Raw genomic sequence first — 25,929 nt, 5'->3', positions numbered from 1 at the left:
CCCTGCCGTGACCGGCCGGGGCCGTCACTCCCCGGGGGCCGCCTTGCCCGACCACTCCTGGCGGCGGGCCTCGGCCACCGCGATCGCCGCCGCCACCGCGACGTTGAACGAGCCGACCCGGCCGACCTGCGGGATGTAGCAGACGCCGTCGGCGGCCTCCAGCAGCGCGGGGGAGCACCCGTGGTCCTCGCTGCCCACCACCAGGCACACGTCCCCGTCCAGCTTGGCCTCGGACAGGGGGACGGCGTCCCCGGTCAGCTCCACCGCGACCACCCTGAACCCGTCCTCCCTGGCCGCCCGTACGGCCTCCAGGACGGGGACCGGCTCCTCCCAGGCCACCAGCCGGTCGGTGCCCAGCGCGGTCTTCTGCGCCTTGGGGTTGGTCGGCGGCGTGGCGTTGCCCGCCAGCCAGATCCGCTCCACGCCGAAGGCGGCGGCCGTGCGGAAGATGGAACCGATGTTGAACGGGCCGGTCACCGACTCCAGGATCAGGCCCAGCCGCCCCTCGGTGTTCCTGCGCCAGCCGCGGTTGAGGCGCTTGACATCGGTCGGGCGCAGCTGCCTGCGCGGGTTCGCCGTCATCGGTCGTTCACCGTTCCTCGTCGTTCCTCGTTCGTTCCGCGCGTCTCGCGGCGCTCCGTGTCCCGCCCGCCGCCGTGCCGGTGCCCGCCTGCCGGCCCCGGCGCGCCGGCGGCGCCCGCGGGGGAGTGACCGCTCACCGCGGCTCCGCCTCCGGGCGCGCCCCCACCCGGAGGATCCGGTACGAGGAGCGGGAGGCCACGCGCTCGGCGGGCCAGCCCCGCTCGTTCAGCCAGCGCTGCAGGGAGTCGGAGCCCAGGTGCTTCTGGACCACCAGGTGGGCGACGCCGTCAGGGGTGAGGCGCGACAGCCAGCGGGTCAGCATCTCGTGCATCGCGGCCTTGCCGATGCGGATCGCCGGGTTGGACCAGATGGCGGAGAACCGCACCTCCGGCGGGACCTCGTCGACGTGCATCGATCTTACTTTGTCAAGGGAGGCGGCCCTGGCGTTCCTCGCGCACAGCTCGACCGACCTGCGGTTGACGTCCACCGCCCAGACCGTCGCCTCCAGGGCGCGCGAGGCCATCGTGAGCGCGATCGGCCCGTAGCCGCAGCCCAGGTCGAGCAGGTCTCCGCCCTGCGGCGGAGGGGGGACGCTCTCCAGCAGGATCCGGGTGCCCTGGTCGACGCGCTCGGCGGAGAACACCCCGCTGTCGGTCTCCAGCTTCAGATGGAGGTCGGGGAGCACGAGCGTGACCGAGCCGGGACGGCCCGCGGTCTCCGGGCGCTCCTCGAAGTAATGTGCCACGTCGTAGAACGTTACCAACGGCCGGGACCGGCTCAGGGCGGTCGCGGCCGTTCCCTCCACTGCTCCCTCCACCGCGCCCCCGTCGTGGACACGTGAGGGTCAGGGGATACGCGACCCCAGCAGCAGGGCCGCTGCGGCGGTCACCAGCCCGGCCAGGATCGCCGCCACCACGAACCACTGGGTGATCTCCTGGTTGACCGTCCGGTAGCCCAGCGAGGTGCCGATCTGCTCGTACACCTGCTTCAGCTCGCTGCCCGACTCCGCCTCGTAGGCCCGGCCGCCCGTGCCCTCCGACAGGGTCTGCAGGGTGGCCTTGTTCACCGGTACGTTCACGTCGCGGCCGTCGATCGAGACCGTCCCCTCCTGGGTGCCGTAGGCGATCGTGGAGACCGGGACCCGGACGGTCTTGGCCGCGTCGATCGCCTCGGCCACCGAGCGCCCCGAGGTGTTGTCGCCGTCGGACAGCAACACGATCGCGGCCGGGGGAGGGTCGGTCACCGCCTGCTGGTCGAAGGAGCGCAGCGACTCCAGGGAGCTGAACACCGCCTCGCCGATCGCGGTGCCCGCCCGGGTGCTGAGGGTGCCGAGGGAGGTGCCGACCGCCTGGTGGTCGGTGGTGGGCGAGACCACGACCGAGGCGGAGCGGGCGAAGGCGACCAGCCCGACGTTGAAGCGTTCCGGCAGGTCCGTGACGAACTTCTGGGCGGCCTCCTTGGCCGCGGTGATCCGGTTCGGCTGGACGTCGTCGGCCTCCATCGACAGCGAGACGTCCAGCGCGATGATGATCGTCGCGCGGTCTCGGGGGACGCGCACCGAGTCGGCGGGACGGGCCGCGCCCACGATCAGCAGGCTCATCATGACGAGGAACAACGCCGGGGCCACGTGCCGCCGCCAGCCGGGCCCGGCGGGGGCCACCAGCGTCAGCAGGGGCAGGTTGGTGAAGCGCAGCGCGTAGCGGCGCCGGGCGAACTGGGCGGCCACGTAGCCCGCCACGAGCAGCGCCAGCGCGGCGAACAGCCACAGCCAGACCGGAGAGAGGAAGGTCACCGTGTCGCTCCCGACCTCGGGGGCCGATGGGTCAGGTGCGCCATGCGGCGCTGCCGCAGCACGAACTGGGCGATGTCGAACACCCAGTCGCGGTCGGTGCGCAGCACCAGGTGGGCCACCCCGGAGCGGCGCAACGCGACCTGGTTGGTCAGCCGCTGCGCGGCGGCGGCCTCCGCGTAGGCGTGGCGGACCCTGGGCGTGAGCTGGATCTCGCGGCTGCGCCCCGTCTCCGGGTCGGTCATGCTGACCAGCCCCACCGGCGGCAGCTCCAGCTCGCGAGGGTCGATCACCTCGACGGCCAGCACCTGGTGGTGGGCGGCCAGCCGTCGGATCGGCCGCTCCCAGGGCAGCTCCAGGGCGGGGTCGAGGGTGGGCTCGGGGTCGAGGAAGTCGGAGACGATCACCCGCAGGCCGCGGCGGCGCCGCGCCGAGGCCAGGATCTCGATCGCCTCGGCCAGGTCGGGGGCCCCGGCGACGGCGCGGCCCCTGGGGGCGTCCATCAGCGAGTGCAGCAGGCCGTACAGGGCCGGGCGGCCGTTCCTGGCGGGCATCCGGTGGACGTACTCGTCGTGCAGGACGTAGGTGCCGAAGCGGTTGCCGATCCGGGCCGACAGGAAGCCGATCGCCCCGACGGCGGCCACGACCAGGTCCCGCTTCTCCATGCCGGCGGTGCCGAAGTCCATGCTGGGCGACAGGTCGGCGAGGGCCCAGGTCTCCAGCTCCCGGTCGGCGATCAGGTCGCGCACGTGCGGGACGGTCGTGCGGGCGGTCACCGCCCAGTCCATCCGCCGGATGTCGTCCTCGCCGGGCACGTAGACCCGGCTGTCGCCGAACTCGCTTCCCGGGCCGGGCAGGAGCCCCTGGTACGCGCCCTGGAGCAGCCCGTCCAGGCGCCGGACGATCGTGAGCTCCAGCCGCCGCAACGCCTGCTCGGCCGTGCCCAGGTCAGGTTCGCCGGTGCCTTCGGGGCCGGTCACCGAGGGCCCTGGTTCCAGACGACCAGCGGGGGCGGCACCGCCGCGAGGATCTGGCGGACCACGTCCTCGGGGTCGATCCCGTCGGCGATGGCGTCGAAGGTGAGCATCAGCCGGTGGGACATCACGTCCACCGCCACGTCGCGCACGTCGTCGGGGAGCAGGTAGTCGCGCCCGCGCAGCAGCGCCAGGCCGCGCCCGGCGGCGACCAGACCGAGGGTGGCCCGGGGGCTCACGCCGATCTCGATGTTCTCCTGCAGCTCGCCCAGGCCGTACTCGGCGGGGGAGCGGGTGGCCATCACGAGCCTGACCACGTAGTCGGCGACGAGCTGGTGGACCGAGACCTGGTCGGCCATGGACTGCAGGGCGGCCAGCCGCGTGGGATCGAGCACCCGTTCGGGAGTCGGCGGGGTCACGCTCATCCGGTGCAGGATCTCCAGCTCCTCGTGGGCGCTGGGGTGGGTGACGCGGACCTTGAACAGGAACCGGTCGCGCTGGACCTCGGGGAGGGGGTAGACGCCCTCGGACTCGATCGGGTTCTGGGTGGCCAGCACGATGAACGGCCTCGGCAGCGGGTGGGTCTCCCCGGCCAGGGTCACCTGCCGCTCGGCCATGACCTCCAGCAGCGCAGACTGTACCTTGGCCGGGGCCCGGTTGATCTCGTCGGCGAGCAGGAAGTTGACGAACACCGGGCCGAGCTCGACGTCGAAGGCCTCGCGGGAGGGGTGGTACACCCGGGTGCCCACGATGTCGCTCGGGACCAGGTCGGGGGTGAACTGGATGCGGGCGAACTCGCCGCCGACGACCGTGGCCAGGGTCGAGGCCGCCAGGGTCTTGGCCACCCCCGGCACCCCCTCCAGCAGGCAGTGGCCCCTGGCCAGGAGCGCCACGAGCAACCGCTCCACCATGTGCTCCTGCCCGACGATGACCCTCCGGACCTCGGTCAAGGCGTCGCGCAGCAGTCCGGTGTCGGTCTCGCTCGGCAGTTCTTCGGCGACGGTCATGTCGGTATTCCATCAAATGAAAAGGCGGCTCGCACGGCGGGCCCGCTCCGTATTTCCTGACAGTGCCCGCGGGCGGGTCCCCGGGTGTCCCTCGCGGGCTCCCGGGACCCCTCACGGGCCGCGCCGGGCGCCCTCGCAGTGCCCGCGTGTGCCCTCGTGTGCCTTTCGCGGTTCTTCGCGTCCCCCGCGTCCCCTCGCGCGCCCCGGGTGCCTCTGGGGCGCGGGGTGATCGGCGGGGTGTGCTTTCATGTCAGACGTGGCCACTCCACTCCAGTACGGTGACCCGCCCCAGCTGGGGCCCTTCCTCGTGCAGGCCCGCCTGCGCGTGGGACCCGCCGGGCTGGTCTACCTCGGGCTGGCGCCCGACGGCCGGGCCGTCTCGGTCGCGGTGCTGACCAAGGGGGCGGCCCTCGACCCGGCGGCCCGCGACCGCTTCGTCACCGGGGTCCGCGACGCGACGGCCAGCCGGTCCGGCGTACGGGGCTGGATGGCGAGGGCGACACGCGCGCGCACCGCCGTGGCCGACACGGTCCCGCAGGTGCTGGCCATGGACGGCGGGAGCGCCCCGTGGGTCGCCACGCCGTACGAGCCCGACCGGGCCGGGGCGGAGAGGTTCCTCGAACCGGTGCTGGTCAGCGGCACGCTGATCGGCGAGCGGCACGGCCCCGACTTCGCGCCGCACTGGGTGGGCGACCGCTCGCCCGCGCTGCCCGCGCCGCCCAAGGGCGCGCCGCCGCCGACCGAGACCCGCCGGTCCGTGATCATCGCCGGGGTCGTGCTGACCGTGCTGCTCGTGCTGCTGGCGGCGATGGTCTGGTTCCTGCTGCGCAGGGAGGACGACTTCGAGCCGCTGCCGAGGCCGTTGCCGCCCACGGTGTTCGTGCCGACCCCGCCGCCGGTCCCGACGACCCCCGAGCCCGGTCAGCCCACCCCGTCGCCGTCGCCGAGCCAGAGCGGGACCGGCACGCCGGGCCCCCAGGAGGGCGACGAGAACGAGGGCGAGCCCATCTAGGGCCCGGGCCAGGGCCTTGTTCAGGGCTCCTCTACCGGGGCCGGTAATTCGCTTGAGTCTCCCGTAACGGGAGCCTTTACCATCCCGGGCATGGAAATCATCGTTCACGACACCCCGCGGGTCATGCTGGACCTGGTGGGTCTCCCGGTGGAGCGGCGTCCGGAAGCGCTGCGCGCGATGCTGGCGCCCATGCGCGAGGCCGTCCCCATGCCCGGCGACCTCGTCGACATCCACCACACGGGCGGCGGCTTCCGGGCGGACCGCGACGACGACCGCCAGCTCCCCGCGCTGCGGCGGCTGGTCGAGCAGGACGTGCGCGGCCGGATCGAGGACGCCCTGCGGACCGCCTGGAAGCGTCTCGGCGACGCCGTACCGGACATCAAGGGGCCGGAGAGGCTGCAGGTCATGTTCGTCCTCGGCGACCCCGACGACGCGTACCTCATGAACGTCGCCGGAGGTTACTACGGGATGGGCGGCTCACCGGGCTGGCTCTACCTGCTGGCCTGGCCCTCGGACGACGTCATCGGCAGGATCGCCCACTGCGCGGTGCACGAGTTCCACCACCAGGTGCGCTACCACAACGTGGAGTGGAACCCCGAGACGGTCACCGTCGGCGAGCACATCGTGTCAGAGGGGCTCGCCGAGGCGTTCGTCAGGGAACTGTCGGGTCCCGAGGCCATGGGCCCGTGGTCGGGGATGGTGACCGGCGCGGAGTTCGACCGCGCGTACGACACGATCACCGCGGCCGCCGGTCTGCGGGGAATGTGGAACACCCCGGCCTACGTGCTGGGCGACACGGCCATGAGCCGGTTCGGCCGGGAACCGGTCGGGGTCCCCGACATGGCCGGCTACGGGGTGGGCCTGCGCATCGTCGACGCCCACCTGGCCGCGTCCGGCCTGACGGTCGCGCGGAGCACGGTACTGCCCGGGGAGGAGATCCTGCGCAACGCCGGGGTGACCGTCCAGCCGTCCCAGGCGCCCCAGCCGTCCCAGCCGTCCTGACCCTCCCAGCCGTCCTGGCCCTCCCAGCCTCCCGGGCGTCGTGAACGTCCTGGGCGTCCTGGGCGTCCCGGCCCTTCTGGCCGTTCCGGGGGGTCTCCGGGGTGGCGGCGCGGGGAGTTTCCGGGAGGGCGGGGAGGGAGACGAGGCCCGATTCGCAGGGGTGGACGTCGTTCCCGAGGCGCCACCGGCTCGCCCGCACGCCTCCCTCCCCACGCGGCCGGTCGCCGCTCTCATGGGAGCGGCCTCACGGGGTAGGGGCCGGGCGTGACCGAACTCCGGCAGAGCGACCCCGCCGAGCCCGGCATCCTGCGGCGGCGCAGGGGCAAGGGTTTCAGCTATCAGTACTCCGGTGGCACGCAGGTACGCGACCGCCGTGTCCTCGCGCGGATCAGAGGGCTGGCCCTGCCGCCCGCGTGGACCGACGTGTGGATCTGCCGGTCGCGGGACGGGCACATCCAGGCGATCGGCACCGACGCCGCGGGGCGCCGCCAGTACCGCTACCACGATGTCTGGCGCGAGGAGCAGGACCTGGCGAAGTTCGAGCGGGTGCGGCGGATGGCCGAGCGGCTGCCGGTGTTCAGGGAGCGGGTGGCCGAGCACCTGGGACAGGACGGGCTGGCGCGCGAGCGGGTGCTGGCGGCCGCGGCGCGGATGCTCGACATCGGGTTCTTCCGGGTGGGCGGGGAGTCGTACGAGTCCTTCGGGCTGGCCACGCTCAGGGTGGAACACGTCACCTGCTCGGAGGGGCGCGTCGCGTGCGCCTACCCGGCCAAGGGCGGCAAGTTCAGGGAGCTGAAGATCACCGACGCGGATGTGTGCGAGGTGATCACCACGCTGTGCGACTCCGCGGAGGAGGGGGAGCTGCTGCGCTACGAGGGCGGTTCCGGCTGGGTGGACGTGCGCAGCGACGACATCAACGCCTACCTGCGCGAGACGCTGGAGATCGAGGTGTCCGCCAAGGACTTCAGGACCTGGCACGCGACGGTCCTGGCCGCCGTGGGCCTGGCCGTCTCCTCCCGGGCCCGGTCCAGGACGGGCAGGAGGAAGGCGATCACCCGGGTGGTCGCCGAGGTGGCCGAGTACCTGGGCAACACCCCGGCCGTCGCACGCGCCTCCTACATCGACCCGCGCGTCATCGACGCGTACAACAGGGGCAGGACCGTCGCGTCGGCGCTCGACCGGCTGGGCGCCGACACCGGCTTCGGCCGGCTCGCCACGCACGGCCCCGTGGAAGAGGCCGTCATGTCGCTGCTGGGCGGGAGGCGACGGCATGATCGGCGGCGGGGCGGGCATGTCCGCGGTTGAGATCGTGACCCGCGAAAAGGAGAGGTGACCACGCCATGCCGGCACGTGAGGAGATCCCGACCACCCTGCGGCGCTCGCCGAAGAAGGCGCGGGAGACGTGGATCAAGGCTCATGACTCCGCGGTGGAGACCTACGGGGAGGGAGAGCGGGCGCACCGCACGGCGTTCGCCGCGCTGAAGCACTCCTTCGAGAAGGTCGGCGACCACTGGGAGCCCAAGGGCCGCAAGGGGCCGTCCGACGCCCGCGCCGCCCGGACCGGGCCCACGGGGGGCGAGACCGCCGAGGGGGTGGACGCCAACGCCTCCAAGCGGCATCTCTACGACGTGGCCAGGCGCCTGGACGTCAGGGGGCGGTCCACGATGTCGAAGGAGGAGCTGGTCTCGGCCATCCAGAAGGCGAACCGGCGGGCCACGGCGAAGGCCCGCTGAGCCCTGAGCCCTTGAGCCCTGAGCCCTTGAGCCCTGAGCCCTTGAGCCCTGAGCCCTTGAGCCCTGAGCCCTTGAGCCTTTGAGCTCCTGAGCACCGGATGCCCGTCCGGGGAGCGCGTCCCCGGGCGGGCATCGCCATGTGTAAATTGCTGTCCTTCTTTGCGAAGATTCCTGCCCTTTGTCGCTATAAGGCGCTATATGTCGGATAAGGAGGCCGTGAGCCGATATGTGGATCGGTACGCCGACAGCGACCGTGGCAGGGAAAGGAAGCGTCGTCATGACGGATGTGTCGAGCATGGGACCCCAGCCGGGCGATGACCGTCCGGTCCTGACCAACCGTCAGGGGCACCAGGTCTACGACAACCAGAACCAGCGCACGGTCGGCGCGAGGGGCCCGGCCACGCTGGAGAACTACCAGTTCCTGGAGAAGATCAGTCACTTCGACCGCGAACGCATCCCCGAGCGGGTGGTCCACGCCCGGGGGGTGACCACCTACGGCCACTTCGAGGCCTACGGCAGGTTCGGCGACGAGCCGATCGGCCGCTACACGCGCGCGAAGCTCTTCCAGGAGGCCGGGAAGCGGACCGACGTGGCCGTGCGGTTCTCCACGGTGATCGGCGGCAGGGACTCCTCGGAGGCCGCCCGCGACCCGCGCGGGTTCGCGGTGAAGTTCTACACCGAGGACGGAAACTGGGACCTCGTCGGCAACAACCTGGCGGTCTTCTTCATCAGGGACGCCATCAAGTTCCCCGACGTGATCCACTCGCTCAAGCCGGACCCGGTGACGTTCAGGCAGGAGCCCGGCCGGATCTTCGACTTCATGTCGCAGACGCCGGAGAGCATGCACATGATCGTCAACCTGTTCAGCCCGCGCGGCATCCCCGCCGACTACCGGCACATGCAGGGCTTCGGCGTGAACACCTACAAGTGGGTGAACGAGCAGGGCGTCACCCGCCTGGTCAAGTACCACTGGATCCCCAAGCAGGGCGTGCGCAGCATGACCGCCGAGGACGCCGCCGCCGTACAGGGGCGGGAGCTCGGGCACGCCACCAAGGACCTGCACGAGGCGATCGACCGGGGCGAGTTCCCCGAGTGGGAGCTGCTGGTGCAGATCATGAGCGACGACGAGCACCCCGAGCTGGACTTCGACCCGCTGGACGACACCAAGGTCTGGCCGGAGAACGAGTTCCCCGCCATGCCGGTCGGCAGGATGGTCCTGGACCGCAACGTGGCCAACAACTTCGCCGAGAACGAGCAGATCTCCTTCGGTACCGGGGTCCTGGTCGACGGTCTCGACTTCTCCGACGACAAGATGCTGGTGGGCCGCACGTTCTCCTACAGCGACACCCAGCGCCACCGGGTGGGCCCCAACTACCTGCAGCTGCCGGTCAACCAGGCCAAGCACGCCGAGGTGCGCACCAACCAGCGCGACGGCCTGATGACCTACCACGTCGACGGGGCGGGTGAGAACCCGCACGTCAACTACGAGCCGTCCATCACCGGCGGGCTCCGGGAGGGGCAGTACCCCACCTACGACGAGCAGGGGCCGATCGTCTCGGGGCAGGTGACCCGCAAGCGCATCCCGCGTACGAACGACTACACCCAGGCGGGCCAGCGCTACCTGCTGATGGAGGAGTGGGAGCGCGACGATCTCGTCCGGAACTTCGTCGACATGCTGTCCCAGGCCGCGCGACCGGTCCAGGAGCGCATGGTCTGGCACTTCCTGATGGTCGAGGACGATCTCGGCCTCAGGGTCGGGGAGGGACTCGGGATCGGCCCCGACGACGTCTCCCACCTGGAGCCGCTGGCGAGCCAGGACCTGAACGACGAGGACCGCGAGCGGATGTCCAGACTCGGCAAGAACGGACCCCGTGACGTGAAGGGGCTGAAGATGACCCACTGCGTGCCCGACGAGCGGGCGAGAGCCGAGACGTAGGAACCGCCGCCGGGCCGGAGCGAGCCGTGCTCCGGCCCGGCGGGGCGGGGGACGTGAGCGGGGGACCACCGCGCGAGAAGGGTGTCCCGGGGAGGTGGGAAAACGGTCCACCGGCCCCGGGAACTCGCTGACCAGGGGATTCACGGCCGGAAGAAACCCTCGGTCAAGGTCGCCCGATTTTTCCGCTTAAAAGGTATGAATGCCATTACAGCGGGCACGCGATCCTCAACCCGAGCCGCCAGTACCTGAGCCTTTCCGACTCCCATTTGGACTGCCATGCCTGCTAAGAGCAACGTTATTCCGATCATCCACTGGTCCCGCCGCTCGTCGTGCCTCAGTGAGGACCCCGAGCTGTTCTTCCCCGTGTCCTACGAGGGACCGGGCCGTGAGCAGTACGAGCGCGCCAGGGCGGTGTGCCGCCGGTGCCCGGTGCGGGGGCGCTGCCTGGAGTACGCGTTGAGCACCCAGCAGATGTACGGCGTCTGGGGAGGCACCACCCCTGAGGAGCGCAGGGCCACCATGACCGGGGCGAGACGGGGAGTCAGGTAGCGGCTCTCCCGCCTCGGGCCGCCTTCCGCCCTTTGTGGTTCCCGCCCGCCCCGCCGCGTCCGCCCGGCACCCGCTCCGGTGTGTCCGGTCCGCCTGATTCTCCAGGGCAACCGGGCTCATCGGGCCCGCCGAGCTTCCCGGGTTCTCCAGACTCACCGGGTTCGCCGATCTCACCGGGTTCACCGAGCTCCCCGACGAGGGCGCGGAACCGGGTGGCGTTGCGCTGGGAGTTGTCCGCGCAGCAGTTGTTGAAGAGCACATGGGTCACCTCGGCGCCCTCCGCGAGCTCCCTCACCCTGGCGGCCCACCGCTCGAGCTCCGGCTCCGAGTACATGTACGCGAAGCGCTCGTCGATGTTCTTGCTGGTCCACTTGTCGGAGTGCCCGTGCAGCCGCAGCACGGCGAGGCCGGAGGTCGCGGCCAGGATCGGCGGGATCGACGAGGTGTGCCCCTGCGGCATGTCGACCCCCACGTACGCGAGGTCGTGCTCGGCGAGGAAGGCCAGGGTGGCCTCGCGGTTCCCCTCGTCCATCCAGGTGTGGTTGCGGAACTCGACGCTGACGCGCATCGGCGCGCAGCGCTTGGCGCACTCCAGGATGTAGCGCCTGTTGCCCTCCCCGATCGGGAACCACGGCGGGAACTGGAAGAGCACCGCCCCCAGCTTGCCCGCCTCGTGCAGCGGCTCCAGCGCGCCGAGGAACCGCCGCCAGACCTCGTCGGCGATCTCGGGGGGCACGTCCTTGGGGTAGAGGTTGCGCTGCGGCGGCGCGCCGAGCTCCTCCCGCAGGTCCTTGTAGAGGGAGGCGGGCCGGGTGGGGTGCCCGGTCAGCAGGGAGAACGCCTTGACGTCGAAGGTGAACCCCGCGGGCGTACGGTCACGCCACGCCTCCACGGTGCTCAGCGACGGCGGGTGGTAGTAGGTGGCGTCCACCTCGGCGATCGGGAACCTCGTCGCGTAGTAGGCCAGGCGTTTCGCGGGGGTGGAGGCGTCGGCGGGGTACCAGCCCGACTCCAGCAGCGACCGGTGCGTCCACGAGGCCGTGCCCACGAGGATCCTGCCCATACTCGCGCCCTCCCTGACCGGCCCGCCACCCGCCCGAGCCCTGAACTCCGTTCCTCGTTTCCCGCTGCCCGGGTCCCGGCCTTTGATTCCTGAGTTCCGAGCTTCCGTTCCTCGTTGGAGAAGGCGACGGCCCTGGGGGGCGAGGGCCGCTACGGCTTCCGGCCGACCCCGCTGGCCAGCTCGCCCAGGCGTGCGGGTCCGCCGGTGTGCGGTGACAGCGGCGGGGTCTCCATGCCCTCGGCGCTCCGCAGTCCTTTGAACATCTCGCACATCGCCTCCGTCGCCGTGTAGCGCGGCTGCCAGCCCAGCTCGGCGCGGGCGCGGCCGATGTCCATGATCGGCATTCTGAGCACCAGGTCGACCAGGCCGGGGGAGGCGGGGACCAGCCTCAGGTGCCAGGCGGCGGCGACGGCGCTCCTGAGCGTCCAGCCCGAGACGGGGACCAGCCGGGCACCGAGCAGGTCGGCCAGCACCGAGGGCTCGATCACCGGGTCGGCGGCGATGTTGAAGGGACCCGACACCGGCCGGGTGACCGCCAGCCGGTAGGCCTCGCCGACGTCGTCGCTGTGGACCACCTGGAAGCGGAGCCCCGGGGTGTCGGGCACGAACGGGATCAACCCCGGCCGTACCAGCCGCTGCGGCACGAACGGCCCGCCGAACAGGCGCCGCTGCCCCACCGACGCCTCCCGCTTGAAGATGAAGCCCGGCCGCAACCGCACCACCCCGATGTCCGGGTGGTCGCGCTCGAACACGTCGAGCACCCGCTCCACGTAGGCCTTCTCCCGGCCGTAGGCGGCATCGGGCCAGCCGTGGGTCGGCCAGTCCTCGGTGACGGCCCGGTCCTTGGGCGCGGAGGAGTAGGCGCCCACCGAGGAGGTGTGCACGAGCTTGGGGACCCCCGCCCGCGCGGCGGCCTCGAAGACCCTCATGCTGCCCAGGACGTTGTTCCGCCAGGTCGTCACCGGGGCGCGGGTGGGCTGGAACAGCCACGCCAGGTGGACGACCGCGTCGGCCCCCTCCATGTGCGGCGCCAGGTCGTCGCCGGCTATGTCGGCGGTCCGCCAGGTGGTCTTGGGCGGATTCCAGTCCGGCTGTCTGCGGGCCAGGCCCACGATGGATGTGACGTCCTCATCGGCCGCGAGGGCGGACACCACGCTCGTGCCCACGTTTCCCGTCGCGCCGACCACTACTACTCGCATGCCTATCGCCTGCCCCGGGGGGACCCGGCGAACCAATCTTCGCGACGGCTTTGCCGTACGTGGAGACGATCCGGTGACGTGCGACCGCCGCTTCCGGCCGACCCGGCCGTACGCGTGGCGGCTTCCCGGAGCCGCCCCCGTGGAACCGGTTCAGCGGCGGGGGGACGGCCAGGGGTTGGGGCGGCAGCCGTACAGGGACTTGGTCTGCTGGAGCATCACCGGCGCCCTGCGGCCGTGTCCCGGGCAGGGCACGTGGCCGTGTCCGAGGCCGTGGCCGACCTCGTGGCTGATGACGTACTCGCGGTAGGAGGCCACGTCGCGGCCGTAGCCGGTCGCCCCGCTGTTCCAGCGGACCGCGTTGATGACCGCGCGTTCGCCGTTCCAGCAGGAGAGTATGCCGATGGTCCGCATCGGCAGGCACCGCCTGTCGGTCGTCCCGGGGCTGGTCAGCGAGACCCTGATCTTCACTGGGCCACGTGCCACCCGCTTGAACCGGTACCCCCAGCCGCGCCGGTCGTTGAGGATGCGGTGCACCTCGGCGGCGAACTCCTCCACCTCGAAGGGCAGCCCCCGCTCGACCTCCACCGCGTAGCGGATCACCTTGCCCTTCCCCTTGGGGGGCCGGGCCTCGCCGGGGGCGACGGCGTAGCGGCCCTTGGCCGTCCGGGGGACCTTCACCTTCAGCGGCTGCTGCCGGCCGTTGGCGAGCAGCAGGGGCTCCTTGGCCGGGGGCTGGGTCGTGGGACCTGTGGAGTTCGCGGGCCCGGCTGTGCCTTGGGTGTCCTGGGGTTGCGGCGGCGGGGTCGGCGTCGCGGGCACCGTGGGTATCCCGGGCGGGGCGGCGTCGGGAGGCGCGGACCTGTCGGGAACGGGTTCGAGGTGACCGCTCAGCACCGTGGCCCCACCGGCCGTGAAGGTGACCACGATGCTCAGCGCGAGAAGCCACAGAACGGGCTTAGGGTCACGTCTCATTGCGTTCCTGGACATAGACCGTAAACCTTATTGCCCCTGGGCGGTAGCTAATCAAACCAGGAAAAAATCCGTCATATGACGGCACTCCGGAGCCCCCCGGAGTGCCGTCATATGACGGCACTCCGGGGGGCTCCGGAGGGGGTCCAGGAGGGCTCCGGGGGAGTTCCGGGAAACGCGGGTGAACTCCGGGGGACTGCGAGGGACTGCGGAGGGCTGCGAGGGACCCCGGGAGACTGCGAGGGACTGCGAGGGACTGCGAGGGACTGCGAGGGCTCCCGGGGGACTGCCGGGGATACGCCGACGGCGGCCGCGTGGCGCGGCCGCCGTCGGGTCAGGGGTGTCGCGGACCTGTCAGGTGGTTCGCGGCCCCGCGTTCGCCGGGGATCACCGGCCGCCGGCGGGAGGCGCGGCCAGGACCGGGGGCATGACCCGGCCGCGCCTCCCGGGGTCCTACGAGTGCGGGCAGGTGTCCTGGTACTCGGAGATGTTCAGGTCGACCCGGGGTGCCGGGCACAGGAACTGCTCGTACCGGGTGTCGTTGTCGATGAACCGCTTCATCCACGAGACGCTGTACTTGGCGATCGTGGTGTTGGAGACGTTGGGCGCCGTGTGACCGGCGTTGTTGAGCTCCAGGAAGGCCTTCTCGGAGGAGGCGGGGATGCTGTTGTAGAACGGCCTGGCGTGCGCGCTCACCGAGGCGATCGCGTCGTTCTCCGCGCCGATGACCAGCGTCGGGACCCGCACGCCCGACCAGTTCTTGGTCGTGTGCCACGGGGTCAGCGGGATGGCCGCCTGCAGCTGCGGCCGGCTGTTGGCGGCCGCCAGCGTGCCGCCACCGCCCATCGAGTGCCCGGCGACGCCGAGCCTGCTCGCGTCGACCCGGTTCGCGACCGTGCTCTCCTGCGTGAGGTAGTCGAGCGCGGCCAGCAGCTGCCGTCCCCGGCTGGCGGGCTGGTCGGAGCGGGTGAGGGTGTCGATGTTGAAGACCACGAAGCCGTGGGAGGCCAGCCGCGAGGCGAGCCAGGCCATGGTGGACCTGCTCGCGGTGTAGCCGGGGGCGATGGCGACCCCGCCGAACGTCCCCTGGGCGGTGGACGTCGGGTAGTAGATCGTGCCTCCGCCGAAGCCGGTCACCCGGAGCGAGGAGACGGTGGTCTCCGAGATCGCGAACGGTCCCCTGGCCGCCTCGATGAGGGAGACGGTCGGGTCGGGGCCGCGGTCGTAGGGACCGGCGGAGGTGGCCTGCGCGGCCGGGGCCGCGACGGCCTGCGCGGCGGGCGCGAGGGTCCCGCCGGTGCCGAGCAGAGCGAGTGCGAGGGTCAGCGTGGCGACCGTCGTCGCCCGGCGGGAACGCCTGGGCGCGGGGGCCTGGGGGGTGGTGCCGTACGGCTGCACGTTGCTGTACTCCGTTCCTGTGGGGGGAACCACGGCGATACGGCGGTCGGTGCTGACGGCCGTTCGTCGCGCGTCGGCCCGCCACCGGGGAACGGCGGCGGTACGGTCAGCGTCACCGGGGTGCCTCCTCGGATTTCTGACAGACGCCACTTTCTCCCTGTCAGCCCCGGAGTGCATCGGTGAAATCACCCGTACTCCATCGCGATGGTTAACACCGGGAATAACCGAATCAACCGGTGAATCACGACATCAAACGCACCAGTTCCACCCGGGAGCGGATGTCGAGCTTGGCGAAGATGTTCCTGAGGTGGTGCTCGACGGTCCGCGGGCTCAGGAAGAGCCGGGCCGCCACCTCCCGGTTGGTGGCGCCGTCCGCGACGATGCGCGCGATCTGGTACTGCTGCGCGGTGAGCTTCGCGGTGGCCCTCGGGCGATGTGACCGGACGGCCTCCCCCGCCCCGCGCAGCTCGGTGCGGGCCTGCTCGGCCCAGAGCCGCGCGCCGGAGCGCTCGAACGTCTCCAGCGCGCTGTGCAGGTGCTCCCTGGCCGCGCCCGGACGCCGGTTCCTGCGCAGCGCGCTGCCGAAGAGCAGCTGGGTGCGGGCCGTCTCGAACTCGGAGAACCCCTGGTGGTGCAGGTCGAGCGCGGCCCTGAAGTGATCCTCGGCGTCACCGGGGGCGGCCAGCAGCGCGTGGCAGCGGGCGGCCAGCGCGCGCCGGTCGGGACTGCGGGTGCTGCCCACCCAGCGGTCGAGCACCCGCAGCGCCTCCCCGGCCCGCTCCCGGTCACCCGTACGGGCGCTGGCCTCGACGAACAGCGGGGTCGACATGACCCGCATGACGAGGTGGCCGTTGGTCCCGTCGGCCCTGGCCGTGGTCCGCAGCCGCTTGGCGGCGTCGGCGTGGCGGCCCGCCGCGAGGTCGAGGTGGGCCAGCGCCCAGTTGCCGAGCGCGCCCGCCACGCACACGCCGTGCGCGCCCGCCAGCTCGATGGCGCTCGCCGCCCTGATCGCGCAGGTCTCCTCGTCGCCCTCGACGGCCGCGGTGAGGGCGAGCCAGCCCAGGTGCTGGCCCGCGCTGTTGGGCCGGCCGCGCTCCTGGGCCAGCCGGAGCCCCTCGACGGCGCTGGCCGTGATGGAGGCGTAGCGGCCCATCCAGAGCTCGGCGTGGATCATGAACTCCAGGACCTGCGGCACTGTGGAGACCGCCCCGCGGGCCCGCGCGGTCTCCACCGCCCGGCCGCACAGCCTCGTCGCCTGCGCGTCGTCGCCGAGCAGCAGGCTGGCCACGCCCGCCCACACCAGCACCGAGGGGGTGCGGACCGAGGGCGCGAGCTCCAGCACCCGGCGGAGCGGGTCGGCCGCCTCCCGGTGACGGCCGTCGAAGGTCGCCGCCGTACCGGCCAGGTACTCGAACATCAGCTGGGTGGCCGCCGGGTCGTCCGGGCGGCGCAGCGTGGCGGCCCACCGCGCGATGTCCAGATAGCGAGGGTTGTCGCCGGCCATGTAGCTCGCCTCGCCCGCGCGGATGAGCACCCGGACGGCCTGTCCCCGGTCCCTGTCCAGCAGCGACTCGGCCGCCGCCAGCAGGTCGTCCCCGGCGCTGCCGGCCTTCCCGCTGCGCAGCTCCAGGCTGCCGCGGATCAGCTCGGCCTGGCTGCGTACCTCCTCGGAGATCGTCAGCGACTGCAGGCGGGTGAGCAGCGACCGGGCACGCCGGGGCAGGCCCGCGTGCCAGGCGCGGTTGGCGGCGGCGGCCAGGCGCGCGGCCTTGACGTCGCCGTGCGCGGTCAGCTCGGCCGCCCGCTCGAAGGCGAGGAAGGCCGCCGGGTGGCCGCCGTGGGAGCCCGCCGCCGCCGCGGCCGAGGCCAGCTCGTCGGCGAGCGACTCGGCGGGGCCGTCCATCGCGGCGGCCCGGTGCCAGGCCCGCCGCAGCCGCTGGTGGTCGTGGCGCAACAGGCCCGCGAGCAGGCGGTGCGCGGCGCGGCGGCGGGCGAGGGAGGCTCCGGCGTAGACGACCGTCCGCATCGCCGGTTCGCGGAAGTCGTAGCGGTCACCGTCACCGTCACCGTCGCCGTCGGCGACATGGACGATCACGCCCGCCCTCTCCGCCGGTTCCAGCGCGCTCAGCGCGCACGCCGGTTCCGCGGCGCCGGCCAGGGTGACCGTCTCCAGGTCCGGATCGGCCGCGAGCAGCAGGAGAACGTCCGCGGTCTCGCCGGGCAGCCGCGCCAGCCGGTCGGCGTACGCGCGCCAGAGCCGCCCGCTCCTCGGCAGGGTGCCGGGCGGGGCGACGGCGCCGGAGATCTGCTCGGGGCTCAGCGACCCGGCGAGCTCCCCGATCGCCAGCGGGTTGCCGTGGGCGATCTCCAGCAGCGACGCCCGCACGTCGTCGGCCAGCCCCGGCACCAGGTCACCGGCGAGCCGCCTGGCCGCCTCCTCGTCCAGGGCGCCCAGCTCGAACGCCGGTATGTCGTCGGGCACGGTGGCGCCGTCGCCGTCGTCGGTCCCGAACAGCAGCGCGACGGGCTCTCCCGCGAGCCGTCTGGCCGCGAAGAAGAGCGCCTCGCGGCTGGGCGCGTCGAGATGGTGGACGTCGTCGACGCAGGCCAGCACCGGGCCGCCGGTGGCCGCCAGAAGGTTGAGTACCGCCGCGGGAAGCGCCAGCCCGCCGTCCGCCGCGCCCAGCTCCAGCGCTCGCGTCAGCGCCTCCGCCTGCGCCGGGGGGAGGGCGGGGAGCCGGTCGGCGATCGGCCGGAGCAGCCCGTGCAGCCCGGCGTAGGGCAGGTGCGACTCCGCCTCGGTGCCGCGCACCCTGAGCACGACGAAGCCGCCGGTGCCGTTCACGTGGCCGGTGCCGCTCGCGTGGCCGGGGCCGCTCGCGTGGCCGGTGTCGCCGGTGCCGGGGCCGTTCGTGCTGCCCGCGTGGCCGGTGTCGCCGGTGCCGGTGCCGCTCGCGTGGGCCGCCGCGAGGTCGAGCAGCGCGGTCTTTCCCGTTCCCCGCGCACCTCGCAGGATCGCCGCGCCCCCGGAGCCGCCGCGGGCGGCGTCGAGTAATCGCAGCAGCGCGTCCTGCTCCGTGTCACGGCCGTGCAGCGCCGGTGACCGGGTGGCGGCGGAGGGGGAGGGCATGCCTCAGTGTTACGCGCGTGTGTCGCGCCTGGAAAGAGCGGGTCGCGGGGTTCCCCACCGGCCCCCGCTGGCCTGCGCCGGTGTACCGGCGGCCTCGTGAAGACCGGTGATTTCACCGATGCGCGCCAGGGCGAATCCGGGCGGGCGTCGAGGCGACGCGGCCGGAGGTGAGGGGCGAGGGGGCCGGACGGAAGCGGGACGGTGACGCGGAGCGAGAAGCGGCTGGACGCGGAGCGAGCGGAGGCAGCGGACGCGAGACGGGAAGACGGCCGGGCCAGAGAGGGGGTTCTGGCCCGGCCGCAGGTGGAGCCGGGGTGTTCAGTGAGCCGGGACGATCGCCTTCCTGGCCTCTCCCGGGTCGTCGGAGGCCAGGGCGAGCCGGGCGTTCTCACGGCACTGCTCCAGGGAGTGGGCGGCGAGGCTCTCCCGTACCGCGGGAATCCCGGGCGCCGACATCGACAGGCTGGTGACGCCCAGCCCGACCAGGACGGTCGCCAGGAGCGGGTCGGCCGCCGCCTCGCCGCACACGCCGACGGGCTTGCCCGCCGCCTGCCCGGCCGCCGCGCAGTCGGCGATCAGCTGGAGCAGCGCGGCCTGCCAGGGGTCGAGCAGGTCGGCGAGCTCCCCGTGCTGCCGGTCGGAGGCGAAGGTGTACTGGCTCAGGTCGTTGGTGCCGATGCTCAGGAAGTCGAGCTCCTTCAGCAGGTGCCCGGCGCGCAGCGCGGCGGCGGGGACCTCCACCATCGCCCCGACGTGGACGATCCCCCGGGCGCGGGCCCGCCCGGCGAAGTCGGCGGCCTCGCCCACCGTCGTCACCATGGGCGCCATCACCCACGGCTCGGCCCCGGTCTCGCGGGCCGCCTCGGCGATGGCGTCGAGCTGGACGTCGAGCACCTCGGGCCTGACCCGGGAGACCCGCAGCCCCCGTACGCCCAGCGCCGGGTTGGTCTCCTCGGCCAGCCCGAGGAACGGCAGCGGCTTGTCCGTGCCCGCGTCGAGGGTACGGACCACGACGTGCCCGCCGGGCGCGGCGCGGAAGACCGCGGCGTAGGCGGCCACCTGCTCCTCGTAGCCGGGCTCCTCGCGCCGGTCCAGGAAGAGGAACTCGGTGCGGAACAGCCCCACCCCCTCGCCGTCCACTCCCGGCGCCCCCTCGGCGGGGGGGACCCGGCCGGGCGGTGTGAGGTCGGCCGCCGAGCCGATGTTGAGCAGCAGCTTGACCGGGTGGTCGTCGGAGGTCCGGCCGGGGCCCCGGCTGGTGCCCTTCCGGCGGCGGTCGGCCTCGGCCCGGCTCTGGACCTCGGCGGCGGTCTCCTCGCCGATGCCGACCTCCACCTCGCCCCGCTGGCCGTCGACCGAGACCCACGTCCCCTCGGCGATGTCGTCCGCCCCCCGGCAGGCGACCACGGCGGGCAGGCCGCGGGCGCGGGCCAGGATGGCCGTGTGGCTGGTGGGTCCGCCCTTCTCGGTGACGAGGGCGAGGACGGATCCGGGGTCCAGGTTCACCGTGTCGGCGGGGGAGAGGTCCCCGGCGACCAGGACGAACGGGTGGCCGGGGTCGGGTACCCCGGGGACGGGCAGGCCCAGCACCGCCGCCACGGCCCGGTTGCGGATGTCGTCGAGGTCGGCGGCGCGCTCGGCGAAGTAGCCGCCCGCGGCCAGCAGCGCGCGACGGTGGTGGGCGCAGGCCTCGTCGACGGCGTGCGCCGCGTTCTTGCCCGACCTGACGCTCGTCTCCACGGACTCGTGCAGGCCGGGGTCGTCGGCGATGAAGGACTGCGCCTCCAGGATCGCCTTCGCGTCGGCGTCGGGCGCCTTCTCCGCCCGCTCCGCCAGCTCGGAGGCCGTGGCGCGCAGCGCGTTCAGCGCGCTGTCGAGTTCGGCGTCGGCGTCGGTGACGAGGGAGGGGGCGGGCAGCTCCGGCGGGCCCGCCATCCGGCAGACCCGTCCGGCGGCCAGGCCCGAGCTCACACCCAGGCCCCTGAGTGTCTCAGCCACGGGAGTCCTCTTCGGCGTCGAGGTCGCGGGCGAGCAGTTCGGCCAGGGAGTCGAGCGCCTCGTCGGCCCCCGGTCCCTCGGCCTCGATCGTGACCTTCGTGCCGTGCGTGGCGCCCAGGGCCAGCACGGCGAGCATGCTGTTGGCCGGTACGGCCTTGCCGTCCCCGACGCGGATGCGGACGGGTATCCCCTGCTTGGCCGCGGCCTGCACGAAGATCTTCGCGGGCCGGGCGTGAAGGCCCGTGCTTGAGGCGACGACCACTGTCCTCTCCGGCATCTCCGGTTCTCCTTCTGCGCGTTCCGCGCGTTCTGCGAGTGGTACGAGTGGTGCGAGTGGTGTGCGGGCTTGGCGCTCTGCCCGGGCCTGTGGGCCTGTGCGCGCCGGGCCTTGTGGGCTTGTGTGGCCTGGGTGTGCCGGCCTGTGCCGGTCCCCTCCCGCCGGGCGCGGAGGGAGGGGACCGATGGGACGGTCAGGGTTCGACGGTCACCTTGATGGCCTCGCCCCTGCTGACGATGTCGATGCCCTCCAGGACCTCCGCCAGCGGCAGCCGGTGCGTGATCAGGTCGGCGACCGGCACCGCGCCGTCGGCGATCAGCCGCAGGGCCTCGGCGTTGTGCGCCGGGCTGGACCCGTTGGCGCCGACGATGGTCAGCTCCCGGTAGTGGACCAGGTTGGAGTCGCACTGGATGATCGGGTTGTCCTTGGGCAGGCCGCCGAAGAAGCTGATCCGCCCCTGGCGGGCCGCCATTCGAAGCGCCTGCTCCTGGGCCGCTCCCGAGGCGGCGGCGGTGATGACGACGTCGGCACCCCTGCCGTCGGTCAGCTTGAGCACCTGCTCGACGACGTCCTCGCCGTGGATGACCGCGTCCGGGTGGACCAGCCTGGCGGCCATCTCCAGCCGCCCGGCGTTGATGTCGACGAGGAAGACGCGCGCCGCGCCCCGCGCCCGCGCCAGCCGCACGTGCAGGCAGCCGATCGGGCCCGAGCCCATGATCACCACGTCGTCGCCCTCGCCCACGCGGGCCAGCTCCTGGCCGTTGAGCACGCAGGCCAGAGGCTCCGCCACCGACGCCTCGGCGAAACCGATCTCGTCGGGGATGCGGTTGACGCCGTCGACCGCGAGGACCTTCGCCGGGACGATCATGTACTCGGCGAAGCCGCCGTCGTAGTGATAGCCCATCGACTCCTGGTTCGGGCAGACGGTCATCCGGCCCCGGAGGCACTCCGGGCACGTCCCGCACGGGATCGCGGCGATCACCTGCACCCGGTCACCCGGCGCCCACTCGCCCGCGTCGACGGCCTCGACCACCTCGCCGGCGATCTCGTGCCCCATGACCCTGGGCGGCTTGATGTGGTGGTGACCGTGCTTGAGGATCTTCGCGTCGGTGCCGCAGGTCGAGCAGTTGCGCACGCGTATCTTGATCTCGCCTGGCCCGGCGACTGGTTCCGGCGCCTCCTCGACGCGGATGTCGCCAGGGGCGTAGAAACGGGCGACCTTCACTGTTCTTCGTCCTCTTCGTTCGGTTGCAGCAGCCGGATCACCTCGGAGACCTCCGTCGCCTCGCGAAGTGCCCTGGCCTGGTCGGGATCCATCAGGATCTGAGCGAGCTCGGCGAGCAGCCGTACGTGGCCGTCGCCCTTGGCGGCGATGCCGATGCACACCGTCACCTCCTCGCCGTCCCAGTCGACGCCGTCCGGGAAGCGCACGACGCTGATGGCGTCGTGCCGGACGGCGTCCTTGGCGGCCAGGGTGCCGTGCGGGATGGCGACCCCCTCGCCGACGTAGGTGGAGATCGACCGCTCCCGCTCGAGCATGGTGTCGATGTAGGAGCTCTCCACCGCGCCGACGGCGAGCAGGGCCTCCCCGCACTGACGGATCGCGTCGTCGCGGCCGGCGGCCGAGGCCGCCAGCCGGATGGCGCGCGGGTCCAGCGGCAACGGCGCCGTCTCAGGCATTGACGGTGCCACCGCTCTTGATCGTGCTGAGCAGCTTGGTCACCGCCGGGTCCCCGATGAAGACCTGGAAGGGGATCAGGACCTTACCCGGAGCCCCGGCCCTGGCCCGGTCCGCCAGGCCGGCGTGGCAGAGCACCACGTCGGCGTCGGCGGGGATCGTGTTGACCGGGGTGTGCTCCACGTGGATGTTCTGCGCCTTCAGCTGCTTGCGGAGCTGGCTGGCGAGCATGACGCTGCTGCCCATCCCCGCGTCGCAGGCGACGACGATCTTGTGTATGTCCTTGCTCTCGATGCTGGGCATCGGTCAGGCCTCCTTGACGGTGGGTGCGGTCTGCGGCTCTTCGGTGGTCTCCTCCTCACTGTCGTCCTTGCCCCGCCCGAAGCCGAGGAGCGCGGCCGCGACGACGAAGGAGACGACGGTCGCGGCGAGCACGCCGGCGAGGGTGCCGAACCATCCGCCCTTGGGGGTCACCGCGAGGAAGGCGAAGATGCTGCCGGGCGACGGCGTGGCCACCAGCCCGGCCCCGGTCATGAGGAAGACCAGGACGCCGGTGGCACCACCGGCGATGACCGCGAGGATCAGGCGGGGCTTCATGAGCACGTACGGGAAGTAGATCTCGTGGATGCCGCCGAAGAAGTGGATGATGATCGCGGCGGGGGTGCTGGGGCGCAGCGCGCGAGGGCCGAAGAACATGAAGGCCAGGAGCAAGCCGAGGCCGGGGCCGGGGTTCGACTCCAGCATGAACAGGATCGACTTGCCCGTCTCGGCCGCCTGCGCCACGCCCAGCGGGCCCATCACGCCGTGGTTGATGGCGTTGTTGAGGAAGAGCACCTTGGCGGGCTCGATGACGATCGAGGCCAGCGGCAGCAGGTTGTTGCCGATCAGCCAGGCGACCGCGTCGCTCGCGACGCTGGTGATCCCGGCGACGACGGGGCCGATGGCCTTGAGGCCCACCAGAGCCATGGCGCCGCCGATGATGCCGGCGCTGAAGTTGTCGACCAGCATCTCGAAGCCGGACTTGACGCGGTCGGCGACGAGCCCGTCGAACAGCTTCAGGAGGTACGCGGTGAGCGGGCCGATGATCATCGCGCCGAGGAACATCGGGCTGTCCGCGCCGGCGACGACACCCATGGTGGCGACGGCACCGACCACGGCGCCGCGCTGGCCGTGGACCATCCGCCCGCCGGTGTAGCCGATCAGGACCGGCAGCAGCGTCGAGACCATCGGCCCGACCAGGACGGCGAGCTCCTCGTTGGGCAGCCAGCCGGTGGGGATGAACAGGGCGGTGATCAGACCCCAGGCGATGAACGCGCCGATGTTCGGCATGATCATTCCGGCGAGGTATCCACCGAAACGCTGAATAGTGGCTCTTGCCCCTGTCCCTGTGACTGTTGGGGTGTATTCACTCATGTGCTTTTGCTCCTTCTGGGGGGTCGGCGAATGGGCCGGCCTGGGGGGTGGATCTATGTCGCTGTCAGCCCTCGAACCGCAGCGGCAAGGTGGGATCGGCTCCGGTGACGCGCACGTCGTCACGGTGGATGTGGTGGGGGGAGGGCATCCGGCTGCCCGGCAGCCCGACCGCGGCGGTGGCCCAGGCCAGCGCCTCGACCAGCGCGCCCTCGCCTCGCGCCCCGCCGGCGAGGAACCCGGCCAGCATGGCGTCGCCGGCGCCGACGGTGCTGCGCGGCTCGGCCACCGGGCACTGGCCGTGCCAGATCTGGTCGTCCTGCAGGAGGATCGCGCCGTCGGCGCCCAGGCTGGCCAGGACGGTGCCCGCGCCTCGCGCCCGCAGGTTCTCCGCGGCCTTGATGGCGTCGCCCAGGGACGAGATGGCGATCCCGGTGGCCTCGCTCAGCTCCTCCCGGTTGGGCTTGACCAGGGCGGGGGACTCGGCGAGCGCCGCGACGAACGCGGGGCCGCTGGTGTCGACCGCGACGTTGATGCCCGCCTCGCTGAACCTCTCGCACAGGCGGGCGTAGACGTCGGCGGGCACCTCGGGCGGGAGGCTGCCCGAGGCGACCACCCAGTCCGCGGAGCTGGCCGCGCCGAGCACGGCCTCGGCGATGGTGTCGAGCTCGGTCGGCGACAGGGCCGTCCCCGGTTCGTTGATCTTGGTGACCGTGCCGTCGGGCTCGGCCAGCGCGACGTTGGACCGGGTGGCCCCGCCGACGGGGACGGTGATCATCTCGATGCCCTCGGCGGAGAGCAGGGTGACCAGCCGCCGTCCCTCGTCGCCGCCGAAGGGGACGACCGCGCACGAGCGGACCTGGTTGGCCAGCAGTGCCCGGGAGACGTTGACGCCCTTGCCGCCGGGGTCGAGATGGGCGGCGGCGGCGCGGATGACGGCCCCGCGGGTCAGTGACCCGACCTCGATGGTGCGGTCCAGGCTGGGGTTGAGGGTGAGGGTGACGATCATGCCGGGGCCGCCTCGGTCGTACGGTCCCGGCGGGGGGCGGGGGATGAGGGGACGATCGCCCGCGCGGTCCTGGCGGGGGCTGGAGGGGAGGGGAGGATCGCCTGCGCGGTCCTGGCGGGGGCAGGGGGGGAGGGGAGGATCACGCCCGTACCACCTCCGGGCCGGCGGCGGTTATCTCGGCCGCGACCGCGGGGTCGAGCCCGGTGTCACTGATCACAACGTCGATCTCCTGGATCGAGGCGAAGCGCGCCAGGTAGGTGTTGGGAAACTTGGTGTGGTCGGCGAGCAGCACGCACCGCTGCGCCGCGTCGATCATCGCCCGCTTGATGGCGGCCTCTGCCGGGTCGGGTGTCGTCAGCCCCTTGGCCACCGAGCACCCGTTGGCGGCCATGAACGCCACGTCCACGTGCAGGTCGGCGAGCGGGCGCAGCGCCCAGTCGTCGACGGTGGCCAGGGTCCGCCCGCGCACCCGCCCGCCCAGCATGATCACCGTCAGGTTGAGGCGGGTGGCCATCGCCGTCGCCAGCGGCGGTGAGTTCACGATCACGGTCAGCTCCCGATCGACCGGGAGCGCCTGCACCAACCTGCCTGTCGTCGAGCCGGCGTCGATGATGATCGCGCCGTCCTCGGGGAGCTCGGCGAGCGCCGCCTTGGCGATGCGTTCCTTCTCCGAGATCATCACCTCGTCGCGGGCGGCCAGCTCGGGCTCGAACCCCAGCCGCTCGACCGGGATCGCGCCGCCGTGCACGCGTCGCAGCATCCCGGAGCGCTCCAGCGCGGTCAGATCGCGGCGGATGGTCTCCGTGGTGACGGCGAACTCCTCCGCCAGTGTCACCACGTCGACCCGGCCCACGGTCCGCGCCCGGCGCAGAATCTCCTGTTGCCGCTCCTCGGCGTACATGCTGTTGATTCACCACCGTTTCAGTGTTGTTTCAGCTTTATTTACACCCGAGTGTGTTGGAACGTCAATGGGTTGACTTCTCCCTAAACCGGCAAGAACCTGAAAAACCCCAGGTATTTACCTGGGGATGGGGGTGCGAGCGAGAGCGGGGCCGCGGTTGGCCTGGATTTTGGAACGCGTTGGAATCGACGCGGCTCCCGACACGGGGTGATGTGGCTCTTGGGTGAGGTGATGTGGGGTTTCGGGGCTTACGCGCCGCGAGGGGCGGAGCCTGGGGTCTGCTTCGGCCCAGGGTCCCCTTCAGCCCGGGGTC

24 protein-coding genes are annotated in these 25,929 nt (G+C 72.4%); 6 read left to right on the top strand and 18 right to left on the bottom strand.

Translation table 11 applies throughout. The features are described from left to right. Nucleotides 1-24 precede the first annotated feature (24 nt). The 5 genes from ACFYWM_RS12585 to ACFYWM_RS12565 form a co-directional block, all read right to left on the bottom strand. Complete coding sequence (locus tag ACFYWM_RS12585; protein WP_389912906.1) at nt 25-582, bottom strand: TrmH family RNA methyltransferase; 558 nt, start codon at nt 580-582, stop codon at nt 25-27. A 133-nt stretch (nt 583-715) separates the two neighbouring features. After that, nucleotides 716-1,327 (bottom strand): class I SAM-dependent methyltransferase, encoded by a 612-nt coding sequence (locus ACFYWM_RS12580; RefSeq protein ID WP_389912903.1) that lies wholly within the window; start codon nt 1,325-1,327, stop codon nt 716-718. A 99-nt stretch (nt 1,328-1,426) separates the two neighbouring features. Next, nucleotides 1,427-2,374: a VWA domain-containing protein gene (locus tag ACFYWM_RS12575; protein WP_389912900.1), complete on the bottom strand. Its 948-nt coding sequence runs from the start codon at nt 2,372-2,374 to the stop codon at nt 1,427-1,429. Next, nucleotides 2,371-3,351 carry a DUF58 domain-containing protein gene (locus ACFYWM_RS12570; protein ID WP_389912897.1) on the bottom strand — a complete coding sequence of 327 codons (981 nt, stop codon included), beginning with the start codon at nt 3,349-3,351 and terminating at the stop codon, nt 2,371-2,373. The genes ACFYWM_RS12575 and ACFYWM_RS12570 overlap by 4 nt, the downstream gene beginning before the upstream one ends. Then, nucleotides 3,348-4,352 (bottom strand): AAA family ATPase, encoded by a 1,005-nt coding sequence (locus ACFYWM_RS12565; protein WP_389912894.1) that lies wholly within the window; start codon nt 4,350-4,352, stop codon nt 3,348-3,350. The genes ACFYWM_RS12570 and ACFYWM_RS12565 overlap by 4 nt, the downstream gene beginning before the upstream one ends. A gap of 247 nt (nt 4,353-4,599) precedes the next feature. On the opposite strand from ACFYWM_RS12565, the gene ACFYWM_RS12560 reads away from it, so the two are divergent. From ACFYWM_RS12560 to ACFYWM_RS12535, 6 genes are all read left to right on the top strand, one after another. Further along, on the top strand, nt 4,600-5,364 hold the full coding sequence (locus ACFYWM_RS12560) for a hypothetical protein (protein WP_389912891.1): 765 nt from the start codon (nt 4,600-4,602) through the stop codon (nt 5,362-5,364). A 90-nt stretch (nt 5,365-5,454) separates the two neighbouring features. After that, nucleotides 5,455-6,366 carry a DUF2268 domain-containing protein gene (locus ACFYWM_RS12555; protein ID WP_389912889.1) on the top strand — a complete coding sequence of 304 codons (912 nt, stop codon included), beginning with the start codon at nt 5,455-5,457 and terminating at the stop codon, nt 6,364-6,366. 264 nt (nt 6,367-6,630) lie between these two features. Further along, complete coding sequence (locus tag ACFYWM_RS12550; RefSeq protein WP_389912887.1) at nt 6,631-7,671, top strand: DNA topoisomerase IB; 1,041 nt, start codon at nt 6,631-6,633, stop codon at nt 7,669-7,671. 35 nt (nt 7,672-7,706) lie between these two features. After that, the gene (locus ACFYWM_RS12545; protein WP_389912885.1) at nt 7,707-8,099 is read left to right on the top strand and encodes a ChaB family protein; all 393 of its coding nucleotides are present in this window, start codon (nt 7,707-7,709) and stop codon (nt 8,097-8,099) included. A gap of 277 nt (nt 8,100-8,376) precedes the next feature. After that, nucleotides 8,377-10,035, top strand: a complete 1,659-nt coding sequence (locus ACFYWM_RS12540; RefSeq protein WP_389912882.1) for a catalase — start codon at nt 8,377-8,379, stop codon at nt 10,033-10,035. Nucleotides 10,036-10,311: 276 nt separating this feature from the next. After that, a complete protein-coding gene (locus ACFYWM_RS12535) occupies nt 10,312-10,584 on the top strand; it encodes a WhiB family transcriptional regulator (protein WP_389912879.1) in 273 nt (90 codons plus the stop codon). Here the strand turns inward: ACFYWM_RS12535 and ACFYWM_RS12530 are convergent. From ACFYWM_RS12530 to ACFYWM_RS12470, 13 genes are all read right to left on the bottom strand, one after another. Further along, complete coding sequence (locus ACFYWM_RS12530) at nt 10,577-11,647, bottom strand: DUF72 domain-containing protein (protein WP_389912876.1); 1,071 nt, start codon at nt 11,645-11,647, stop codon at nt 10,577-10,579. The genes ACFYWM_RS12535 and ACFYWM_RS12530 overlap by 8 nt on opposite strands. A 149-nt stretch (nt 11,648-11,796) precedes the next feature. After that, entirely contained in the window at nt 11,797-12,846 is a 1,050-nt protein-coding gene (locus tag ACFYWM_RS12525; RefSeq protein WP_389912873.1) for an SDR family oxidoreductase, read from the bottom strand. 150 nt (nt 12,847-12,996) lie between these two features. Then, nucleotides 12,997-13,818: a DUF3152 domain-containing protein gene (locus ACFYWM_RS12520; RefSeq protein WP_389912870.1), complete on the bottom strand. Its 822-nt coding sequence runs from the start codon at nt 13,816-13,818 to the stop codon at nt 12,997-12,999. A gap of 450 nt (nt 13,819-14,268) precedes the next feature. After that, complete coding sequence (locus ACFYWM_RS12515; protein WP_389913609.1) at nt 14,269-15,141, bottom strand: alpha/beta hydrolase family protein; 873 nt, start codon at nt 15,139-15,141, stop codon at nt 14,269-14,271. Nucleotides 15,142-15,454: 313 nt separating this feature from the next. After that, nucleotides 15,455-18,343 (bottom strand): LuxR C-terminal-related transcriptional regulator, encoded by a 2,889-nt coding sequence (locus ACFYWM_RS12510; protein ID WP_389912868.1) that lies wholly within the window; start codon nt 18,341-18,343, stop codon nt 15,455-15,457. A 318-nt stretch (nt 18,344-18,661) separates the two neighbouring features. Further along, nucleotides 18,662-20,341: a phosphoenolpyruvate--protein phosphotransferase gene (gene ptsP, locus ACFYWM_RS12505; protein WP_389912865.1), complete on the bottom strand. Its 1,680-nt coding sequence runs from the start codon at nt 20,339-20,341 to the stop codon at nt 18,662-18,664. Then, entirely contained in the window at nt 20,334-20,618 is a 285-nt protein-coding gene (locus tag ACFYWM_RS12500) for an HPr family phosphocarrier protein (protein WP_389912862.1), read from the bottom strand. Before ACFYWM_RS12500 ends, ptsP begins: the two co-directional genes overlap by 8 nt. A gap of 193 nt (nt 20,619-20,811) precedes the next feature. Beyond that, nucleotides 20,812-21,843 carry a zinc-dependent dehydrogenase gene (locus tag ACFYWM_RS12495; RefSeq protein WP_389912859.1) on the bottom strand — a complete coding sequence of 344 codons (1,032 nt, stop codon included), beginning with the start codon at nt 21,841-21,843 and terminating at the stop codon, nt 20,812-20,814. After that, a complete protein-coding gene (locus ACFYWM_RS12490) occupies nt 21,840-22,298 on the bottom strand; it encodes a PTS sugar transporter subunit IIA (protein ID WP_389912857.1) in 459 nt (152 codons plus the stop codon). Before ACFYWM_RS12490 ends, ACFYWM_RS12495 begins: the two co-directional genes overlap by 4 nt. Beyond that, nucleotides 22,291-22,599, bottom strand: coding sequence for a PTS lactose transporter subunit IIB (locus tag ACFYWM_RS12485; protein ID WP_389912854.1), 309 nt, complete (start codon nt 22,597-22,599; stop codon nt 22,291-22,293). The genes ACFYWM_RS12490 and ACFYWM_RS12485 overlap by 8 nt, the downstream gene beginning before the upstream one ends. A 3-nt stretch (nt 22,600-22,602) precedes the next feature. Then, complete coding sequence (gene mtlA, locus ACFYWM_RS12480) at nt 22,603-23,709, bottom strand: mannitol-specific PTS transporter subunit IIC (RefSeq protein ID WP_389912852.1); 1,107 nt, start codon at nt 23,707-23,709, stop codon at nt 22,603-22,605. A 64-nt stretch (nt 23,710-23,773) separates the two neighbouring features. After that, nucleotides 23,774-24,715 carry a 1-phosphofructokinase gene (gene pfkB / locus ACFYWM_RS12475; protein ID WP_389912849.1) on the bottom strand — a complete coding sequence of 314 codons (942 nt, stop codon included), beginning with the start codon at nt 24,713-24,715 and terminating at the stop codon, nt 23,774-23,776. A 139-nt stretch (nt 24,716-24,854) separates the two neighbouring features. Continuing rightward, nucleotides 24,855-25,616 carry a DeoR/GlpR family DNA-binding transcription regulator gene (locus ACFYWM_RS12470; protein WP_389912847.1) on the bottom strand — a complete coding sequence of 254 codons (762 nt, stop codon included), beginning with the start codon at nt 25,614-25,616 and terminating at the stop codon, nt 24,855-24,857. Nucleotides 25,617-25,929: the final 313 nt, after the last annotated feature.

Origin of the sequence: Streptosporangium sp. NPDC002721 (assembly GCF_042888905.1) — a bacterium.
Lineage (GTDB): Bacteria > Actinomycetota > Actinomycetes > Streptosporangiales > Streptosporangiaceae > Streptosporangium.
This window is presented reverse-complemented; position numbering and strand designations above follow the sequence as displayed.

Coding starts and splice junctions, on each gene's coding strand:
- ACFYWM_RS12585 (WP_389912906.1), bottom strand. CDS start 582: ATGACGGCGAACCCGCGCAGGCAGCTGCGCCCGACCGATGTCAAGCGC.
- ACFYWM_RS12565 (WP_389912894.1), bottom strand. CDS start 4,352: ATGACCGTCGCCGAAGAACTGCCGAGCGAGACCGACACCGGACTGCTG.
- ACFYWM_RS12560 (WP_389912891.1), top strand. CDS start 4,600: ATGTCAGACGTGGCCACTCCACTCCAGTACGGTGACCCGCCCCAGCTG.
- ACFYWM_RS12555 (WP_389912889.1), top strand. CDS start 5,455: ATGGAAATCATCGTTCACGACACCCCGCGGGTCATGCTGGACCTGGTG.
- ACFYWM_RS12545 (WP_389912885.1), top strand. CDS start 7,707: ATGCCGGCACGTGAGGAGATCCCGACCACCCTGCGGCGCTCGCCGAAG.
- ACFYWM_RS12540 (WP_389912882.1), top strand. CDS start 8,377: ATGACGGATGTGTCGAGCATGGGACCCCAGCCGGGCGATGACCGTCCG.
- ACFYWM_RS12535 (WP_389912879.1), top strand. CDS start 10,312: ATGCCTGCTAAGAGCAACGTTATTCCGATCATCCACTGGTCCCGCCGC.
- ACFYWM_RS12530 (WP_389912876.1), bottom strand. CDS start 11,647: ATGGGCAGGATCCTCGTGGGCACGGCCTCGTGGACGCACCGGTCGCTG.
- ACFYWM_RS12525 (WP_389912873.1), bottom strand. CDS start 12,846: ATGCGAGTAGTAGTGGTCGGCGCGACGGGAAACGTGGGCACGAGCGTG.
- ACFYWM_RS12520 (WP_389912870.1), bottom strand. CDS start 13,818: ATGAGACGTGACCCTAAGCCCGTTCTGTGGCTTCTCGCGCTGAGCATC.
- ACFYWM_RS12510 (WP_389912868.1), bottom strand. CDS start 18,343: ATGCCCTCCCCCTCCGCCGCCACCCGGTCACCGGCGCTGCACGGCCGT.
- ACFYWM_RS12500 (WP_389912862.1), bottom strand. CDS start 20,618: ATGCCGGAGAGGACAGTGGTCGTCGCCTCAAGCACGGGCCTTCACGCC.
- ACFYWM_RS12490 (WP_389912857.1), bottom strand. CDS start 22,298: ATGCCTGAGACGGCGCCGTTGCCGCTGGACCCGCGCGCCATCCGGCTG.
- ACFYWM_RS12485 (WP_389912854.1), bottom strand. CDS start 22,599: ATGCCCAGCATCGAGAGCAAGGACATACACAAGATCGTCGTCGCCTGC.
- mtlA (WP_389912852.1), bottom strand. CDS start 23,709: ATGAGTGAATACACCCCAACAGTCACAGGGACAGGGGCAAGAGCCACT.
- pfkB (WP_389912849.1), bottom strand. CDS start 24,715: ATGATCGTCACCCTCACCCTCAACCCCAGCCTGGACCGCACCATCGAG.
- ACFYWM_RS12470 (WP_389912847.1), bottom strand. CDS start 25,616: ATGTACGCCGAGGAGCGGCAACAGGAGATTCTGCGCCGGGCGCGGACC.